This is a genomic window from Saprospiraceae bacterium (assembly GCA_016713025.1).
Taxonomy (GTDB): domain Bacteria; phylum Bacteroidota; class Bacteroidia; order Chitinophagales; family Saprospiraceae; genus OLB9.
The window spans coordinates 559,294-577,280 of record JADJPZ010000002.1 but is presented as its reverse complement, the minus strand read 5'-3'; the positions used below and the strand labels follow the sequence as shown (position 1 = coordinate 577,280).

19 protein-coding genes are annotated in these 17,987 nt (G+C 36.6%); 5 read left to right on the top strand and 14 right to left on the bottom strand.

What is annotated here, in order from left to right; all coding sequences use genetic code 11:
- Positions 1-5 precede the first annotated feature (5 nt).
- Positions 6-815, top strand: a complete 810-nt coding sequence (murQ, locus tag IPK35_02635; GenBank protein MBK8052194.1) for an N-acetylmuramic acid 6-phosphate etherase — start codon at positions 6-8, stop codon at positions 813-815.
- An 11-nt stretch (positions 816-826) separates the two neighbouring features.
- Here the strand turns inward: murQ and IPK35_02630 are convergent, their stop codons facing one another.
- Positions 827-2,866, bottom strand: coding sequence for a transketolase (locus IPK35_02630; GenBank protein MBK8052193.1), 2,040 nt, complete (start codon positions 2,864-2,866; stop codon positions 827-829).
- 132 nt (positions 2,867-2,998) lie between these two features.
- Between IPK35_02630 and IPK35_02625 the strand changes: the two genes are divergently transcribed.
- From IPK35_02625 to IPK35_02610, 4 genes are all read left to right on the top strand, one after another.
- Complete coding sequence (locus IPK35_02625; GenBank protein MBK8052192.1) at positions 2,999-3,802, top strand: inositol monophosphatase; 804 nt, start codon at positions 2,999-3,001, stop codon at positions 3,800-3,802.
- A 57-nt stretch (positions 3,803-3,859) separates the two neighbouring features.
- Positions 3,860-5,242 carry a tRNA uridine-5-carboxymethylaminomethyl(34) synthesis GTPase MnmE gene (gene mnmE, locus IPK35_02620; GenBank protein MBK8052191.1) on the top strand — a complete coding sequence of 461 codons (1,383 nt, stop codon included), beginning with the start codon at positions 3,860-3,862 and terminating at the stop codon, positions 5,240-5,242.
- An 89-nt stretch (positions 5,243-5,331) separates the two neighbouring features.
- The gene (locus IPK35_02615) at positions 5,332-6,465 is read left to right on the top strand and encodes a hypothetical protein (protein ID MBK8052190.1); all 1,134 of its coding nucleotides are present in this window, start codon (positions 5,332-5,334) and stop codon (positions 6,463-6,465) included.
- Between the two features lie 213 nt (positions 6,466-6,678).
- Positions 6,679-7,077 carry a hypothetical protein gene (locus tag IPK35_02610; protein ID MBK8052189.1) on the top strand — a complete coding sequence of 133 codons (399 nt, stop codon included), beginning with the start codon at positions 6,679-6,681 and terminating at the stop codon, positions 7,075-7,077.
- A 101-nt stretch (positions 7,078-7,178) separates the two neighbouring features.
- Here IPK35_02610 and IPK35_02605 read toward each other — a convergent pair whose 3' ends face one another.
- The 13 genes from IPK35_02605 to IPK35_02545 all read right to left on the bottom strand — a co-directional run bounded on the left by IPK35_02605 (position 7,179) and on the right by IPK35_02545 (position 17,979).
- A complete protein-coding gene (locus IPK35_02605) occupies positions 7,179-7,517 on the bottom strand; it encodes a DUF1801 domain-containing protein (GenBank protein ID MBK8052188.1) in 339 nt (112 codons plus the stop codon).
- Positions 7,518-7,522: 5 nt separating this feature from the next.
- Positions 7,523-8,062 (bottom strand): DUF4199 domain-containing protein, encoded by a 540-nt coding sequence (locus IPK35_02600; GenBank protein MBK8052187.1) that lies wholly within the window; start codon positions 8,060-8,062, stop codon positions 7,523-7,525.
- 81 nt (positions 8,063-8,143) lie between these two features.
- Complete coding sequence (locus IPK35_02595; GenBank protein MBK8052186.1) at positions 8,144-8,572, bottom strand: response regulator transcription factor; 429 nt, start codon at positions 8,570-8,572, stop codon at positions 8,144-8,146.
- 1,000 nt (positions 8,573-9,572) lie between these two features.
- On the bottom strand, positions 9,573-9,842 hold the full coding sequence (locus tag IPK35_02590) for a hypothetical protein (GenBank protein MBK8052185.1): 270 nt from the start codon (positions 9,840-9,842) through the stop codon (positions 9,573-9,575).
- A 12-nt stretch (positions 9,843-9,854) separates the two neighbouring features.
- On the bottom strand, positions 9,855-10,346 hold the full coding sequence (locus IPK35_02585; GenBank protein ID MBK8052184.1) for a hypothetical protein: 492 nt from the start codon (positions 10,344-10,346) through the stop codon (positions 9,855-9,857).
- A 601-nt stretch (positions 10,347-10,947) separates the two neighbouring features.
- A complete protein-coding gene (locus tag IPK35_02580; GenBank protein ID MBK8052183.1) occupies positions 10,948-11,202 on the bottom strand; it encodes a hypothetical protein in 255 nt (84 codons plus the stop codon).
- Positions 11,203-11,397: 195 nt separating this feature from the next.
- Complete coding sequence (locus tag IPK35_02575; GenBank protein ID MBK8052182.1) at positions 11,398-11,598, bottom strand: hypothetical protein; 201 nt, start codon at positions 11,596-11,598, stop codon at positions 11,398-11,400.
- Between the two features lie 772 nt (positions 11,599-12,370).
- Positions 12,371-12,844, bottom strand: coding sequence for a hypothetical protein (locus tag IPK35_02570; protein MBK8052181.1), 474 nt, complete (start codon positions 12,842-12,844; stop codon positions 12,371-12,373).
- A gap of 172 nt (positions 12,845-13,016) precedes the next feature.
- Entirely contained in the window at positions 13,017-13,739 is a 723-nt protein-coding gene (locus tag IPK35_02565; GenBank protein MBK8052180.1) for a hypothetical protein, read from the bottom strand.
- Positions 13,729-14,844, bottom strand: coding sequence for an AAA family ATPase (locus IPK35_02560; protein ID MBK8052179.1), 1,116 nt, complete (start codon positions 14,842-14,844; stop codon positions 13,729-13,731). Before IPK35_02560 ends, IPK35_02565 begins: the two co-directional genes overlap by 11 nt.
- Before the next feature lie 172 nt (positions 14,845-15,016).
- A complete protein-coding gene (locus IPK35_02555; protein ID MBK8052178.1) occupies positions 15,017-15,955 on the bottom strand; it encodes an adenylate/guanylate cyclase domain-containing protein in 939 nt (312 codons plus the stop codon).
- Positions 15,955-16,434 (bottom strand): hypothetical protein, encoded by a 480-nt coding sequence (locus IPK35_02550; protein MBK8052177.1) that lies wholly within the window; start codon positions 16,432-16,434, stop codon positions 15,955-15,957. The genes IPK35_02555 and IPK35_02550 overlap by 1 nt, the downstream gene beginning before the upstream one ends.
- Positions 16,435-16,806: 372 nt before the next feature.
- A complete protein-coding gene (locus tag IPK35_02545) occupies positions 16,807-17,979 on the bottom strand; it encodes an acetyl-CoA C-acyltransferase (protein MBK8052176.1) in 1,173 nt (390 codons plus the stop codon).
- Between the last annotated feature and the right edge of the window lie 8 nt (positions 17,980-17,987).

Sequence of the window (17,987 nt, the reverse complement as noted above, 5' to 3'; positions counted from 1 at the left end):
AATAAATGGAAAGGATCACAGAATCTCCGTCACTTTACAGGCATCTGGAGCAAAAATCCACCTTGGAATTGCTTTCAGATATCAATACAGAAGATCAAAAAGTAGCATTAGCGGTACAGAAATCCATGCGTCAGATTGTGCCCCTTATAGATGCTATTTATAATAAAATGAAAAATGGTGGCAGGTTGTTTTACATCGGAGCAGGTACCAGCGGCCGATTGGGAGTGCTAGATGCATCTGAATGTCCACCCACCTACGGTGTACCTAAAGACTGGGTAATCGGTCTGATAGCGGGAGGCGATACTGCTTTGCGCAACCCAGTGGAGAGAGCAGAAGATGATCCGCAGCAAGCCTGGAAAGATCTGAGCGTATATGAAATTGATCAGAACGATGTTTTGGTGGGTATTGCCGCATCAGGAACTACTCCATATGTCATCAACGGGCTAAAAACTGCCAATGAGCACGGCATCATTACAGGAAGTATCTCTTGTAATCCAGGAGCTCCGGTTTCGTTGGTGGCCAATTTTCCTATAGAAGTGATCGTGGGCCCTGAGTATGTCACCGGCAGTACCCGTATGAAATCCGGAACCGCTCAAAAACTGGTGCTCAACATGATCAGTACTAGTGTGATGATAAAACTGGGACGTGTCAGAGACAATCGTATGGTGGACATGCAACTCAGCAATGATAAGTTGGTAGATAGAGGTGTAAAGATGGTCATAGAAAAAACCGGTCAAAACTACGAACAAGCAAAAGAACTCCTTTTGGAAAAAGGATCAGTCAGAAAGGCGGTCGATGCTTTTTTTCAATGCTAAAATGCTGATATTTATTGATCAGCAAGGAGGTTTTTAACCTGCTCCACCACATTTTGGGCTGTAAAACCAAATTTTTCGTCCAGTACAGGATATGGGGCAGAATAGCCAAAATGAGTCATTCCGAATACCATTCCATTATCCTTGATAAGGCCTTCCAATGTTACTGGCAATCCTGCAGTCAATCCAAATACCGGAGCATCATCCGGTAATACTGAATGCTGATAATGTGCGGGCTGGGTCCTGAAAACACCTTCAGAAGGTACTGAAACCACTCTAACTCTGAGCCTTTGAATCTGTTCGAGCAACGGAGCAGCCTCTATCAATGTGGCGACTTCTGATCCATTGGCTACCAAAGTGATATCACAATCATCACTGGTGGCATAAACCACATATGCACCTTTTTTAATCTGTCTGCTTTCTGACATCCTGTCAGATTCTAAAGCAGGAATATCTTTTATGTTTTGTCTTGAAAGTATTAAACCTGAAGGTCTGCTTTTTGTTGACAACATCAGCTCCCAAGCGCTTGCAGTCTCTGCGCTATCGGCAGGTCTTAGCGCAATAGAAGATGGTTTTCCAGAATGGTTATATAGTTTTTCTAAAAGTCTCACCTGTGCTTCCTGCTCGATCGGCTGATGTGTAGGTCCGTCTTCACCTACTCTGAACGCATCGTGTGTCCATAAGAATTTTACCGGAACTTCCATCAGAGAAGCGACCCTTAATACTGGTTTCATATAATCAGAAAAAGCAAAGAATGTAGCACATACTGGTATGACACCGCCATGTAAAGCCATACCAGTACTTAATGCAGCCATAGTTAATTCAGAAACTCCTGCCTGAAGGAATGCACCTGAAAAATTTCCGTTTGTAAATGCTTTTGTCTTTTTCAGAAATCCATCGGTCATATCACTGTTGGACAAATCAGCAGAGGCAACGATCATGTTTCCTACATTTTGAGCCAGGTAAGCCAGGACTCTGGACGAAGCATTTCGGGTAGCATCATTGGGAGCCAGTTCAATTGCTGCGAAGTCTAGTTTTGGCAAAGTTCCAGAAAGGTATTGTTTTAATGTTGCATCGGCTTCAGGATGATCGGCTGACCATTTGCCGTACACAGCATTAAATTCTTTTACTTCCTTTCTTTTTTGATCCAAAACGTTTTTATAATGATCTGCTACTTCAGGAAAAATCGCAAAGGGATTTGACGGGTCACCTCCCAGATTTTCGACGGTTTTTGTAAATGATGCTTTTGATTTTCCAAGAGGCTTTCCATGGGTTTCCACCATACCTTCATATGATGTACCATCTTCTTTGACAGCACCTTTGCCCATGACAGTGCGTCCGATGATCAATGAAGGTTTTGAAGTTTCGCTTTGACAGCCTTTGATGGCTTCTCTGATTTGTGTTTCATCATTTCCATCTATAGTTACTACATGCCAATGCCAGCTTTCATATTTTTTGGCTGTATTTTCAGACGTTACTTCTCCCACTTTGGTGGATAATTGTACATCATTGGCATCATAAAACATGATGATATTTCCAAGTCCAAGATAACCTGCAATCCTTCCGACGCCCTGAGATATTTCTTCCTGGATACCACCATCTGATATGTAAATATATGTATGATGGCTCATCCATGGGCCAAATCTTTCGACAAGGAACCTCTCAGCAATAGCAGCACCCGCTCCGAAAGCGTGACCAAGTCCAAGAGGCCCTGAAGTATTTTCAATCCCACGTTTAATATCCAACTCCGGATGACCTGGTGTAGGGCTTTTCCACTGTCTGAAGTTTTTGATATCTTCTATGCTCATCAGACCCAAAAGGGTAAGTTGCGAATAAAGCATGGCAGACATATGCCCGGGATCGAGAAAAAATCTATCTCTGAAAGGCCAGGAACAGTTATCAGGATCAAATCTCAAAAATTCACTGTAAAGAATGTTAATAAAATCTGCACCTCCCATGGCTCCGCCCGGGTGACCTGAAGCTGCTTTTTCTACCATTGCTGCTGAAAGAATTCTGATATTATCTGCTGATCGGAGGGCAATTGACTTTTCCAAGGATGATGATTTTTTTATTAGGGCGCAAAATTAGAAAGAAAAAATATTTATAGCACTACATTTGTGGGTGATATATAGCAGGATGGCAATAAAAATGTACATTCAAAACAATTTCTATCAACATTTTAAATAATGACCAATAATAAATCCATTCAGGATATAGTCCATCAATCTCTTGCCGTAGTCAATCAGGCAGCACAATTTATTAAAACCAACCTTAATAATGTCTCTGAAGATCAGGTGATCGAAAAAGGCACCAATTCACTGGTATCTTATGTGGATCAAAATGCTGAAAAAATCCTGATTGACGGTCTGTCAAAAATACTTCCTGACGCAGGTTTTATTACCGAGGAAGAAATGGTGGAGCAATCCCAAAAACAGTATACCTGGATCATCGATCCATTAGATGGAACGACCAATTTTCTTCATGCTGCTCCTTATTTTTCAGTAAGCGTAGCCTTGTATGACGGAGAGAGGGTAGTAGCAGGTATCGTGCATGAAGTGATGCACGATGAAGTATTTTTTGCATGTGAAGGCAAGGGTGCATTTCTCAATCACAAAAAAATCCAGGTCACTCAGAGACCATTATTTTATGATGTTTTAATCGGGACAGGTTTTCCATACAAAACTGAATACTTGTCTGACGGGCACTTTACAGCACTCCGTCAGATTCTGACCAAAACCAGAGGTATCAGAAGATTTGGATCGGCGGCTCTAGATCTCTGTTATGTGGCAAGTGGCAGATTTGGAGCATTTTATGAAAAAGCACTGAATTCTTACGACATTGCCGCAGGTGCTCTGATTGTAAAGGAAGCAGGTGGATTGGTATCCGATTTTAAGGGTGGTCAAAACTGGCTGTTTGAAGGGGAAGTACTGGCGACAGCACCTCAGTTTAGTGAAGAAATGCTGGGCATTCTCAGCGCTTTTGACATTTGATAAGACGAGTATTATTATTTTATCAATCTGACACCATAGCAAAACAGACTGTTCCAAATGAATCACCTTACAGATACCATCATCGCACCTGCTACGCCTCAAGGTCAAAGTGCTATTGCCGTAATTAGACTTTCGGGAACAGATGCCATTGCCATCACTGATCATATATTCAAAGGTAAAAAACTAAATGAAGCCGATTCGCACACAATACATTACGGGTGGATCGTAGATGGTGACAAAGAAATAGACGAGGTCATGGTGTCGGTTTTCAGAGCACCTAAGACATTTACAACAGAAGATAGTACAGAGATATCCTGCCACGGATCGCCACAATTGGTACAGGCTATTATCTCATTAGCAATAAAAAACGGCGCAAAATCTGCATTCCCCGGAGAGTTTACGCTGCGGGCTTTTCTCAATGGTCGTCTTGATTTATCCCAGGCAGAAGCCGTTGCTGATTTGATCCATGCTTCATCAGCCAAGTCATCAGAGATTGCCCTCAATCAACTCAAGGGTCATTTTTCTCACATGCTGAAGGATCTGAGACAAGAGTTGATAGATTTTGCGGCTTTGATCGAACTGGAACTCGATTTTTCTGAAGAAGACGTAGAGTTTGCCCATCGTGGAAGGCTCAAAGATCTTATTCACAAGATAATTACGGTAATCAATCCTTTGCTAGACTCTTTCCGATGGGGAAATAGTATCAAAGAAGGCATACCGGTAGCCATCATCGGTGCGCCAAATGCGGGCAAATCCACCTTACTCAATACGATACTGAACGAAGAAAAAGCATTGGTCAGCGACATTGCAGGTACCACAAGAGATTTTATCGAAGATACATTGGTCATTGATGGTATTATGTTCCGTTTTATAGATACCGCAGGCATCCGCGAGACGTCCGATATCCTCGAAGGTCTAGGTATAGAAAGGTCAAAACAAAAACTCCGTGAAGCAGAGATCGTACTTTTTCTGAGTGATATACATAACAGTATTGAAAAAACCATTGAAGACTTCCACGATCTAGCGCTCACCAAAGATCAGACATGCGTCATCCTGCTCAACAAAGCAGACACCATCTCCGCTGCTCTGGCTGAACCCAAAACCCAAACCATCTCAGACAAAAGCGATGTAAAAACCCTGCTCATTACCGCAAAATACAAAGAAACGTTACAGCCATTGTTGTCTTATTTTTCGGAATATATCCAACACCACAACCAAGCTGAAGGTACCATCATCAGCAATACCCGGCACTACGAAGCGCTTGAAAACACCAAGCTATGTCTGCAGAAAGTGTTGGCAGGATTGGACTCAGGTCTTTCATCAGATTTCGTAGCGATGGATATTAGGGAAGCACTATTTCATCTCGGTACGATCACAGGTGAGGTGTCAACAGATGATTTGTTGGAGAGTATATTTAGTAAGTTTTGTATAGGGAAGTAAAGCAATAAATAAACCAGAAATTGAAAATAATATTTGCATATTTTTGTCGTTTTGTATGCGTATTTTTAGTATAAACTTATTGTAGAATCATGAAAAGAAATAATAAAAGCAATATAGTTAGTGAATTTGTAACACACATAAATAAGATTCAATACCATTTTGGTTCAGACCCTTGTTGGCAACTCATCTTTTCGAATGGCAAAAAGAAATGGTACTATCTTAATGTAAGTTTGTATAATGAAGTATATTATGTTAGCCAATTTATAGGTAATTCAACGAATATAGAGATACACAATAAATCCGAATTGAAAGAAGGACAGTCTTTTGGCATAGGTTCAAATTTTATAGACATTAAATATTGGAATACAGTATTTGAATTAGCCATTGATAGTATAAATTTAATAATAGATAACCCATTAAAAGCATATGCTACTCTACAGTCTAATTTTCCATGGAAATACAGGTTTGGTCTTATTCAAAAAGCTTTGTTATGGCAATTTGATAAGGAAATATACCGCTATGACCAGGATTTATCGCAACAAGAAATTAATCAATTTAGTAAATTAGTCGAAGACAGAACATTTAGTGAAAATTCTTTTAAATCAGTAGAAAGTCTGACTGCAAACAAGTTTTTTGAATTGTGTAAAATTGCTTATATATCAAGCGGTTTAAAACTTAGTGCCAACCAAAAAAAGATGAATGGCAGGGAATTATATAAACTATTTGCAGATGGTAGGCACGATGGTTTATTGGATATTGATGGTGAAAGTACTGAAGATTTTTGGGAATGGATAAATCATAAACACCCAAAATATACAGGAGGAGGCCACCCTTGGGAAATATTAAGGGGAGGAAATACCACACACATTTCATTGTATGTTAGTAAGAATAATTATAGTAATGATAGAGAATATACAATCAGCTTAGCGGGCAATGCGGCTAATAGACTTTGTGAAACAGTAAAAATTGCATTAGGACTTTATAAAAGTGGTCATATAGTTCAGATCAGTAGTGCGGATTTAATTCGAAATCGCTTACTAGGTCTGGACTTTATAGGGATCGTACCCGAGTATGCTTCACTTCATAGAGCTGAGCAACTCTTTGAAATAGAACTCAAAGATGTGTTACATTTAAGTGATATAAAATCAAGGAATCGCCAACTTATTGATCTTATTAATTGGAAGCAAATTCCATTTAATTTTGCCATAAATACGATGAAATAATTACTACAATTATTTTATAACCGTGTGTATAACAAATTGCACAAATTCATATTTTCTTCCCCGCTACCCTCATTCCCTAAAGAGCCTGTCAAGCTACGCTTGAGACGCCCCACCCTTTACCACTCTTCAGACATCTGATCTCCCCTTCAGGGGTCGGGGGTAAATTGATGAAATATTCCTTATAGACACATTCTCAAAAGAGATCCGCCTTTCTTGTCTGATTGGTTATACAATACAATACTAGATAAGAAATTCCAAGAAAGTAATAATCCTGAAATAAGTAGAGAGATTCTTAAGAACAAAGGTATTTCAAAAAGAGATAGTGATATTTTTTTAAATCTTATGACTTATTTCGATCTCATTTTCCAAAAACCAAATTTTGGTAAAGATGAAAATGATAAAGTTGACGATGAAAAGCAAATCTATATTGTACCACAATTTCTTGCTGATTTCAATCACAGTTTCAAAAATATCATTCTAGAATTATTGCCGTTTACCTTTAGTCTTAGATTCTCTGATTACTTCCACGAAAGTAAAATCTTTAACTTTATTGCACATTACGGAGCGTATGATGATGACGAAACATCAAGGTACCTGACGGTAACTCCATAAAACACAAAATTTCGTTTTTCACATCTGGCCCCGCTATCCGCCGAGGCGGATTCCGTTCAACTAAGTTTTCATCGCATGTGCTTCGCACACGACGGCTGGCATTATGCCGTTATCTGTTTCAACCATTTTTTTATATGTTGTTTTTGTTTGTTGTCAAGTTGAGTGATTTTTATGTGTTTCAATGTGTTGCCTTCACCTTCTAATTTATTGTCTGGGTCAATAAGTTTGTCAATATGGTAAAAACCAAGAGTTATGTGCTTTTTTGAAAATCTTAAATAAGCAAAGTCTTTGGTCTTGCCAAAGACAGGCATTTTCCATTTTATTTCTTCTGTCACATTTTCAACGCTTTCGTGAATTAATTGTCGCAAAATTTCAAGTGTCGTAATTTGTTCAGCACTTGCTTTGCTAATATATTCTGTAACTTTTTGATTGAAGCTCATAGTATTTATTTTGATTTGGATTTTAAAATGAAACTCAATAGTAAAGTAAAAGAAATTCCTGTAATTAGGTTGCCAATAAAAGAATAAAAACTTTGCACAGAAGTGCTGTAATATTCTTTCTTTTCAGCAAGTTTTTGTTGTAGTCTTTCAGGTTCTACATTCATACTCTGCATTTTGGTTTGCAGGGAACTCAACATATCTGATACATAGTTTGGGTACAGAATTTCATAAAACAGATAAGTTAGAACAATACTAAACAAGGCTGTTGAAATACTCAAAATTGTTCCTTGAAGTAGAGCTTCCTTAAAAGCTATTATCTGTCCGTTGTGTTCCTTTCTTTTTTTAATTGTCAGGTAAATTACGAATAATAAGAATAGATAGAGCATTAGAAACAAGATTGTTCCGCCTATCATTTCCGTGTCCAAAGAAATTGCTTTGGGTCCGATAAGTTTAAGCCCTAAAAGTGAAACCATTAGAACGCTGCCTGCAAGTGCAACTGCAAGTCCATTGAAAATTGCTGATTTGTAATTACCGAAATTTGCCATTTTATTTAAATTTTTGTTCGTGCAAAAGTCAGTCGTTCAAATCCGTCTTGCAAGTTTTGGTAGGTTGAAAAAAGGGTGGATTTATTGATTTCCAACCTTTTCTAAAATGGTTTTGCTCAATACAGCAAGTTCTTTTCTGTTTTTTACTCCTGTCTTTTTGTAAATATTATTTATATGTGTTTTGATTGTTGAAATGTTATTAAAGAGTTCGTCAGCAATTTCTTGGTTCTTTTTGCCTTGTGCTATCAATTCGATTACTTTTTTTTCTTTGTCTGTAATTTGGTTTTGAAATGCCAATTCAAATTCGGTGTCTTTTTTTGCAGTTCCAAGGAAAATTCCGAGCCAACAAACCAAAAGTATAAACGGAACTAAAAACAATGAATTACGATTGTTGATTTCTACAAGTCCGTAACTTGACGAGTAATGAAATACATTAAAAGTCAACATTCCAAGAATGACCAAAATTGTCAGAATGATTAAAATGCTGTTCTTTTTAAATGTTGTTGTCATATTGTTATGGTGTGTCTCTGTATGCTTGCCGCTAACGGCTCGGCTTTGCGTCGGTTTTTGGCGATAGCCAAAACTGGTGTCAAAGCACTTGTGTGTGCCTTGAATGGCAAATGTACAACTCAGTAATGAGAAGTACAAACTGTTTAAAGAAACAGTTTATCTTGAGAGTGAAAGCCCGTAGGATAAATATCCAACGGGTTGAAAGTCTCTCATACGCTGGTGTAACGCCCGGAAGTATTAGCAAGCTGTCCGCCGCGGCGGATGGTTTAGAGTGATCTAAGCACTGAAGTAAGCAGGACTGCAAAAGTCGGTACTCTGGGTGGCTTGCTATAGCAAAGAGTAGGGATATAGGAACCGGATAAGAGGCTGGTCAGGTTGGGTTAGATGACTGACCGATCCCGAAGGGTGAAGTACTGAAGTGCTTCAAGGGAAGGAACCGCGAAAGCGGATGGGTTGACACACTAACGCCCGAAGTTCTGATACCTGATGAGTAGATTCGGCAGCGATTGACTGAAAGATATTTGCCTTACCGAGATGACTGACCGATCCCGCAGGGTCGATGCCCTTTTGTGGCATCGAAGGGAAGGAACCGGAACGGGTGGGTAGGTTGAGTTCATTGATTGAAGTATCAGAGAAGTCAGCAGAGGTCATAGTACCCATAGAAACGAGTCTGGGCTGGTAATTCCATACCTTGGTAGGTCTCACATTGGGGAAGGACTGAACGTAAGTCTCCAAGAAATTCGAATAGGAAAGAAATTCTTAGCCTATTCTTAAAATAATGGATAGGCCGAATAGGTGAAAAGAGCTATTTGGTTGATGATTTGCGAACTGTGACTGAATGGTTGCATAGCAAATCAAGTGAACGATTTCACTTGATAATGAAGGAACCACAAACAACGGCTTGTGGCTACAAATGATCCAATAAATATATCAGATAGAGGCGCTCCCCATCAGCTTCGGCTGGTGGGACCGTCTACTCGATTGTGCCGTCGTGCATTTTTCAGTTTTGAAATATTATACCGTTTTTATTATACCATTTCGCCAACTTTCCATATACTTCAGATACTGAATCACCTTTAAATTCTTTTTTATCTTCCATAAATTCTCCGATAAAAGAATCACATATCTCGCTTTTAAGACTTAAAACTATTGGATTTAGTTTCCTGTCGTAAATTACTAATCTACCTGAATACATTACCCATTCATTTGAACGAAGATGTTTTCCAATCACTTCTTGGTCTGCTTGATATATGATTAACGGTTTTGGCATTCCTTACTACTTTCAATTATCTTTTTTAAACGCAAAACACTTGAATTCATCATCATCCTTTTGGTCATATCGTGTCATATTGCATAGCATCTCTTCGTCTGGATTATCATCATTCATGCAAATTAAACAAATTGATGGCTTTTTAATCAATTCGGTATTAATTTCAAATCCATCGTCATCAAAAAATCCATTAATCTGTTTTTTGTCCATTGTGTCAATATGTCTTTGACCTTTTTTATTGTCATTTTTTTTAATCGCTAAATCAATCTCATAATCGCTATCAGGCTGACTCTCTCCAGTAATACAAGTAAAACAACTATTACCAGCAAATGCAGAACCAATCACCCAAATATCATTTCCGCAAGAGCATTTAACTCCTTTATTATAATCCGCCAATGCTGAGTTAAGGTTTTTCCGTAAATCCTTTTCATTCTCAGATGGATTACTTTCCAAATGCTTTTTTATATACTTGTCAATTGAAATCGCAACAAATCCCATATCCATTATTATCTATAAAACCAACTACTAAAAATCAAGGTAAAACTAAATCCATTTTACAACTTTTCAAAATCCCACCTAAACTATCTGGTTGCGTATTTTTGCATGCGGCACAACGTCTAGGCTATGTGATGGATGAAGCGATAGCGAATCTATCATCATAGCCATTGTGTGTGCCTTGAATGGCAAATGTACAATTTTCATTTAAGTTGTACAAACTGCTTAAAGGAGCAGTTTATCTGGAGAGTGAAAGCCCGTAGGAGTCTGGGCTGGTAATCCCATACCTGGTAGGTCTCACATTGGGGAAGGACTGAACGTGAATTTCCATGAAATTCGGATAGGAAAGATAATCTTAGCCTACTCTTAAACTAATGGATAGGCCGAATAGGTGAAAAGAGCTATTTGGTTGATGATTTGCGAACTGTGACTGAATGGTTGCATAGCAAATCAAGTGAACGATTTCACTTGATAATGAAGGAACCACAAACAACGGCTTGTGGCTACAAATGATCCAATAAATATATCAGATAGAGGCGCTCCCCATCAGCTTCGGCTGGTGGGACCGTCTACTCGATTGTGCCGTCGTGCATTTTTCAGTTTTGAAATATTATACCGTTTTTATTATACCATTTCGCCAACTTTCCATATACTTCAGATACTGAATCACCTTTAAATTCTTTTTATCTTCCATAAATTCTCCGATAAAAGAATCACATATCTCGCTTTTAAGACTTAAAACTATTGGATTTAGTTTCCTGTCGTAAATTACTAATCTACCTGAATACATTACCCATTCATTTGAACGAAGATGTTTTCCAATCACTTCTTGGTCTGCTTGATATATGATTAACGGTTTTGGCATTCCTTACTACTTTCAATTATCTTTTTTTAAACGCAAAACACTTGAATTCATCATCATCCTTTTGGTCATATCGTGTCATATTGCATAGCATCTCTTCGTCTGGATTATCATCATTCATGCAAATTAAACAAATTGATGGCTTTTTAATCAATTCGGTATTAATTTCAAATCCATCGTCATCAAAAATCCATTAATCTATTTTTTGTCCATTGTGTCAATATGTCTTTGACCTTTTTTATTGTCATTTTTTTTAATCGCTAAATCAATCTCATAATCGCTATCAGGCTGACTCTCTCCAGTAATACAAGTAAAACAACTATTACCAGCAAATGCAGAACCAATCACCCAAATATCATTTCCGCAAGAGCATTTAACTCCTTTATTATAATCCGCCAATGCTGAGTTAAGGTTTTCCGTAAATCCTTTTCATTCTCAGATGGATTACTTTCCAAATGCTTTTTTATATACTTGTCAATTGAAATCGCAACAAATCCCATACCCATTATTATCTATAGAACCAACTACTAAAAATCAAGGTAAAACTAAATCCATTTTACAACTTTTCAAAATCCCACCTAAACTATCTGGTTGCGTATTTTTTGCATGCGGCACAACGTCTAGGCTATGTGATGGATGAAGCGATAGCGAATCCATCATAGCCATTGTGTGTGCCTTGAATGGCAAATGTACAATTTTCATTTAAGTTGTACAAACTGCTTAAAGGAGCAGTTTATCTGGAGAGTGAAAGCCCGTAGGAGTCTGGGCTGGTAATCCCATACCTGGTAGGTCTCACATTGGGGAAGGACTGAACGTGAATTTCCATGAAATTCGGATAGGAAAGATAATCTTAGCCTACTCTTAAACTAATGGATAGACCAAATGGGTGAAAAGAGCTGTTTGGTTGATGATTTGCGAACTGTGACTGAATGGTTGCATAGCAAATCAAGTGAACGATTTCACTTGATAATGAAGGAACCACAAACAACGGCTTGTGGCTACAAATGATCCAATAAATATATCAGATAGAGGCGCTCCCCATCAGCTTCGGCTGGTGGGGCCGTCTACTCGATTGGCTGTCCGTTTTTTATTCAATTAATTTTAAATCCATTGGCAAATATCGCTTGTCCAGAGGCTGTAAAATATTTTGTGTAAACAAAACTTCAAAGAATTATGGCTGAATCAAATTATCCTCAAAGATAATTAAAATTTCATTATTCGTGTCTTTTGCCAGCTTACTTATAACAGTTATGAGAAATTGTCTTGCGAAATCAATAATTTCCATCGGCACAAAAGCCTTTTGAAGGATAAATTTTGTTGAGTTATAATATTGTCGAGTGACTTTTGCTGAAATAGCTTGGTTCTCACTCTTAGTCCAAATTATATTGTATGTCAAGTCATTATTTTTCAAGTTAAAAAGTAATTCATTTTTCTGGCTGTCTGTGACGAAAGAATTCAGGTCAACTAAAAAATTTATTAATTGTCTCAGCTTAACAGAGTTATTTGTGTCCCAAATTTCTTTGTCTGTCCCAAAACCAAGATTTAGGTCAAACGAGCAGTGTATAGTTGTATGAGCAGTCCAAGAGTTGTTAGGTTCTTGTACTTTATTGTCAGTCTTTGTAAATAATTGAATATTGTCAAACATCTTTTAATTGTAGGGTCTTTCTAAAATGGCAGCCAACGGTCTGCGGCTACCCGAAGGGTGGGACTTTTACCACAAAACTTGATTTGAAAAACTAATGTTTGATTAACCAAAAAACTGTCTTTGGAACACGAAACCCCGCCTTTTGGGTAGGTGCTGTTGGCAGTAGTACCTTTTATTCTATTCGTTTTATCAGTTCTTCATTGCCGTAATAGTCGTGAAGAAAAATTGGAAATGCACTAAGAATAGCAACTGTTTTATCTTTGTTTATGTGTTTTTCTATTTGTTTGCTGAAAATTGTCAATTGGTCAATAATTGAAATTGGAAGTTGATATTTGTCATTTACAATGTCATTCATTTTCATTAAATGTGATTTGATAACTGTCTTCCAAGTATCTATGTCGTAAAGATGAAAATGCTTAAAGGTTTCAATGCAATTATCACTTACTATTTTTTTGTAGTTTTCAAAATCTTGAGAAGCAAATATTAAATCCTTAAAAGTATCATAACTCTCTATATGTTTTAATGCTTCAACCATAGGATAACTGATGTACAATTTACCTTTTTCTGTTTCTTCATTGAAAAAGTCTAATAAATCGTTCAATTTCTTATCACTTGCGTTTGTTGCGTGACCGTCATAGTCAAAAAACATAAAAATCTGAGCAAAATCAGACCTTTTGTAATCTTTTAAAGCGTCTTTGTTTGCCTCAATATCTTTCACTAAATTAAAAGTGTCCAAGAATTGGTCTGCTGAAATATCAGAATACATTTTATATATTGTCGAACAATACGCACAAGTAATAACAGTGTTTTCATTTACAAAAAATTTAATCAAATTATCTGTAATTGATTTTTCTGTTTTAGGACCTTCAAAAATGAAAAGAATATTATTCGACATTGAATGAGCCTGCTTTATACATTTTTTCTATGTTATGAGCTTCTCGCAATTCTTTTTGAGTGCTTCTTGATAAAGACCGAATTTGTTTTTTTGTCATTTCAAAATAACAGTCTGGTCGTAACAAATCATTTGTCATAATTGATGTGTTATGAGTTGTAAGTATAAATTGAACACCTGTTTCTTTTAGTTTTTCAACAATCAAAGCAGACAATGAATGATGATAAAAGGCATCAAATTCATCAATAAAAAGGAAAGAAACTTTCTTGTTTTCTTTTATATCTTGATACCATAAATAAAAAATTGATAGTGCTATTGTTCCTGTGGAAGCAAATTCAAAAAATGGCAATAATTTACTATTAAAATTAAAAGCTATTGTTTTAACTCCAAGCTCTTCGACTTCAGAAAGTTTACATTCAATTCCCGCTTGATTTAAAAATGCTTCAAAATTTCCTACATTTTTCTTTTTTACAATATCTTCTAAAATGTTTTTTCTTCCTACATCTAAACCAAAATAGGTTTTATCAAGTAGTGAACGAAAATATAGCATTTGCTCAATAAATGTAAAAAATGAAAGAAAAGTAGTATTTATATCGTTGTGAACTAATTCAGTATTATTCTTAATATATTTTAATATAGACAATTGATTGTTCTCAATGTCTGTTTTTAGGGTTTCCGCTCCTTTGAAAGAGATTTTTGCATTGGATGTTTTTGTTCTGTCAAAAAGAACAAGTTCTTCATTATCTATTCTAAATCTTTCGTAAACAATTGTCTTGTAGTCAGATTTTTTATATTCATAAACCACAACTTTGGAATTAATTGAGAATTCATAATAAAAACACGCTACACTTGATTTGCAATAAGCGTTTAAATAATTTTTGTAAACTGCCTCGTTTCTTTGTTTGTCTGTTAAATGTTCAATAATGTCAAATATTGCAAGTGCTAAATTTGATTTTCCTGTTCCATTCTGTCCATAAATAATAGCATTATTGACAATTCCCTCTTTTACAGAGTCTTTATTGAATACGTAACCATTTACATTGGTCAAATCTATTTCAAAGTCTTTCTCAAAACTTTTAAAATTTGAAACTTTAAATTTCCTTAGCATTTCGCTTTTTATTTTTGGGCAAAGATAGTCAAATAAATGATTACCGTAAAAAAATTACGGCATTTTTTTTCGGTGGCACTGTCGTCACGGTATTACTGCCTAACGTTTTGGCTATGTGATGTGGCGACGATAGGAGACATGTACATCATAGCCTGTGTTGGTGGCATTTATTTTATATAATTTTGTCCAAACCGTATACATCTTCGTCTATATTTTCAATTTTTCTTGTTATCTTAGAAAAGTTATTTATATATCTGTTGTATTTGTTTTCTGATTTTAATTTTTCAAATACCGAATTTGTAATTAAGATTGGTTGTAAAGTATAGCTATCATACTTAGTCTCAGAACTGGAAAAAAATGACATAAAATATTGATTCTTAAACTTTAGTTGGTTGTTCGAGTACAATATTTCAATATTTTCTTCAAATTCCTTATTACTATAAAACTTCCAAGTCCAATCATTATCCCAAGGATACTTAAATCCAACTCTATAACCTGCAATTTCCTTAGAATTTGAAAAATACTTATTTGCGCTATCTGTTAATTTTGATGCAATATTTGCAGTTTTACCTGCCCAAACTAAATATTTATAATGACTGTTTTCATTACCATGTTTAATTGAACCACACTTGGATACAAGCATTTCTCCATAAGATATTCCAATTCCACATTTAACACTTGCATCTTTGAAATGCTTATTAATGATGTTCCTTGTAACTGTATTCATTAAAACAGCTGTCTCGATAGCTTTTTCACAACAACCAATACTGTCATAAACAACCATTACTCTATCACCAATAATATTTCTTACTTTCCCCCCTGTTTTCTCCGCAATTTTTATCATACTTCGACTAAATGAAGAATATAATTTAGTCATTTTTATTGCATCATTTTTTAAACTTATTGCAGTTGATTTTCTTATATCAATAAATAGAACACATGTTTCAATTGTTTTTACTTTCTTCGAATAATTGTCAAAATTTTCATAAGTTAAATTTGTATCTTCCTGTGATGGAACATAATAAGTGTTTGTAATATCTACCCCAAAATATGAAGCATGTATTTCTTCTACTTCACTGTCAAGTTCGTCTAAGAAATCAGAATAGTCCATTAAAAAATGTATGTTAAAATTTGAACAAATAAAACAAGTATCATACTTGAAAAGAAACGTATAGCCCAGCCTACTTTAACAAATTTATTCCAAGCTATATGAGAGTTAATGTATATCTGCTCGGAAAACATTTCATTTAGTTCTTCTTCGTTTAACTCTTTTATTGTCTTGTGATATTCAGAGTTGTTCGAGTAGTTTTTTATAGTCCCAAAATAAATAACAGATTTTTTATTATGATTTGTTAAGTTGGGATTTATTGCCAAAAATGAGAATATCAATGTCAAAAGGAATAGCAAGGCAGAAATTATGGTCAATCCAAATTGAAAGCTGGATGTAGCTAGAGCATCGTACAAATCATTTGCATTAGTGTATATTATGGTCAATATTACACCTTGAACGGTAACTATTATAGTTGCTTTTGTTTCTGCAAACTTTAGCCAATCTATGTTGTACTGAAGGATGTCTTTTTGATTTTCCATTTATTTTATTTTTTACTTTCAGACTTTATTTATAATTGCCACCAAAGAGAGGATTGACGCCAAATGGCGTATATCCCGGATATCAATACATGCTTTCTTTCTCACTTAACTCCTTGATTTTCTGCTCATATTAAATATGTAAATATACGAATGTTTGTTAATGATTTGTACATTATTTAAGTGTAGGTCGACAAATCTCACAATATCAGACCGCTGTTTTGTGTACTCCTTACACATCATGCACACGTCAAGGCAGCGTATCCCACGACGACGAATTTTTAATAATATTTACAACGGGTGTGACAATGCACAAAAGATGAGAAAATAGATATAACTAAATGTTTTGACGCTGAAACAAAAGGAGTTCCGGCATCAATTTAATCTTTCGATAATCCCTGCTATACCCTGACCTCCACCTATACAAGCGGTCACCATTCCGTATTTTTGATTCCGTCTCTTTAATTCGTTGATGATCTGAATACTTAGTTTTGCACCTGTACATCCCAGTGGGTGACCCAATGCTATGGCTCCGCCATTGACATTGACTATATCTGCGTTCAATCCTGCTTCTTTGATCACGGCAAGAGCCTGTACTGCAAAAGCTTCATTTAATTCTATCAAATCGACATCATCCAGAGTAATACCTGCTTGCTTAAGAGCTTTGGGTATAGCCACTACAGGTCCGATACCCATAAATAAAGGGTCTACTCCTCCTAGTGCACAGGAAGCCAGACGTGCTTCGGGTGTAAGCTGAAATCTTTTGACCATCTCTTCACTCACTACGAGCACAAAAGCGGCTCCATCTGAAGTCTGAGAAGCATTTCCCGCAGTCACAACTCCACCTATTTTGAAGGCTGCTTTGAGTTTTGAAAGCCCTGCTACTGACGTATCGGCTCTTACGCCCTCATCTGTGTCAATGATAAATTCCTTTTCTACTCTCTTATTGTTTTCTACGTATACTTCCTTGACTGTTACCGGTACTATCTCATCTCTGAATTTACCATCGCGAATGGCTGCTGCTGCCAGGGCATGTGATCTTACTGAAAATTCATCAGCCTGCTCTCTTGTTATATGGTACTTTTCAGCAACGGCTTCTGCAGTATGTCCCATACTTACATGATAGTTTATGTTTTGCATGGCAGCATTATAGCTTGGCACCAGCTTGTATCCCGTCATAGGTAGCAGGGACATAGATTCTGCACCTCCGGCTATATAGCAGTGACCCATCCCGGCGTTTATTTTGGCAGCAGCTATGGCGATGGCTTCAAGACCTGATCCGCAATATCTGTTGATAGTCATGCCCGGTACTTCTTTGCCCAGCGCTCTGGCTGCTATAAGTCTTCCTACCTGCAATCCTTGTTCGCCTTCAGGATTGGCGCATCCTACTATGACATCATCGATTTCTTTGGGATCCAATTGTGGTACCTGTGAAGCGAGGTAAGAAACTATATCAACGGCGAGATCATCTGATCTGTAATTTCTGAAACCTCCTTTTTTTGCTTTTCCAACTGCAGATCTGAATCCTTTTATTATATATGCGTTCATTTTTTACT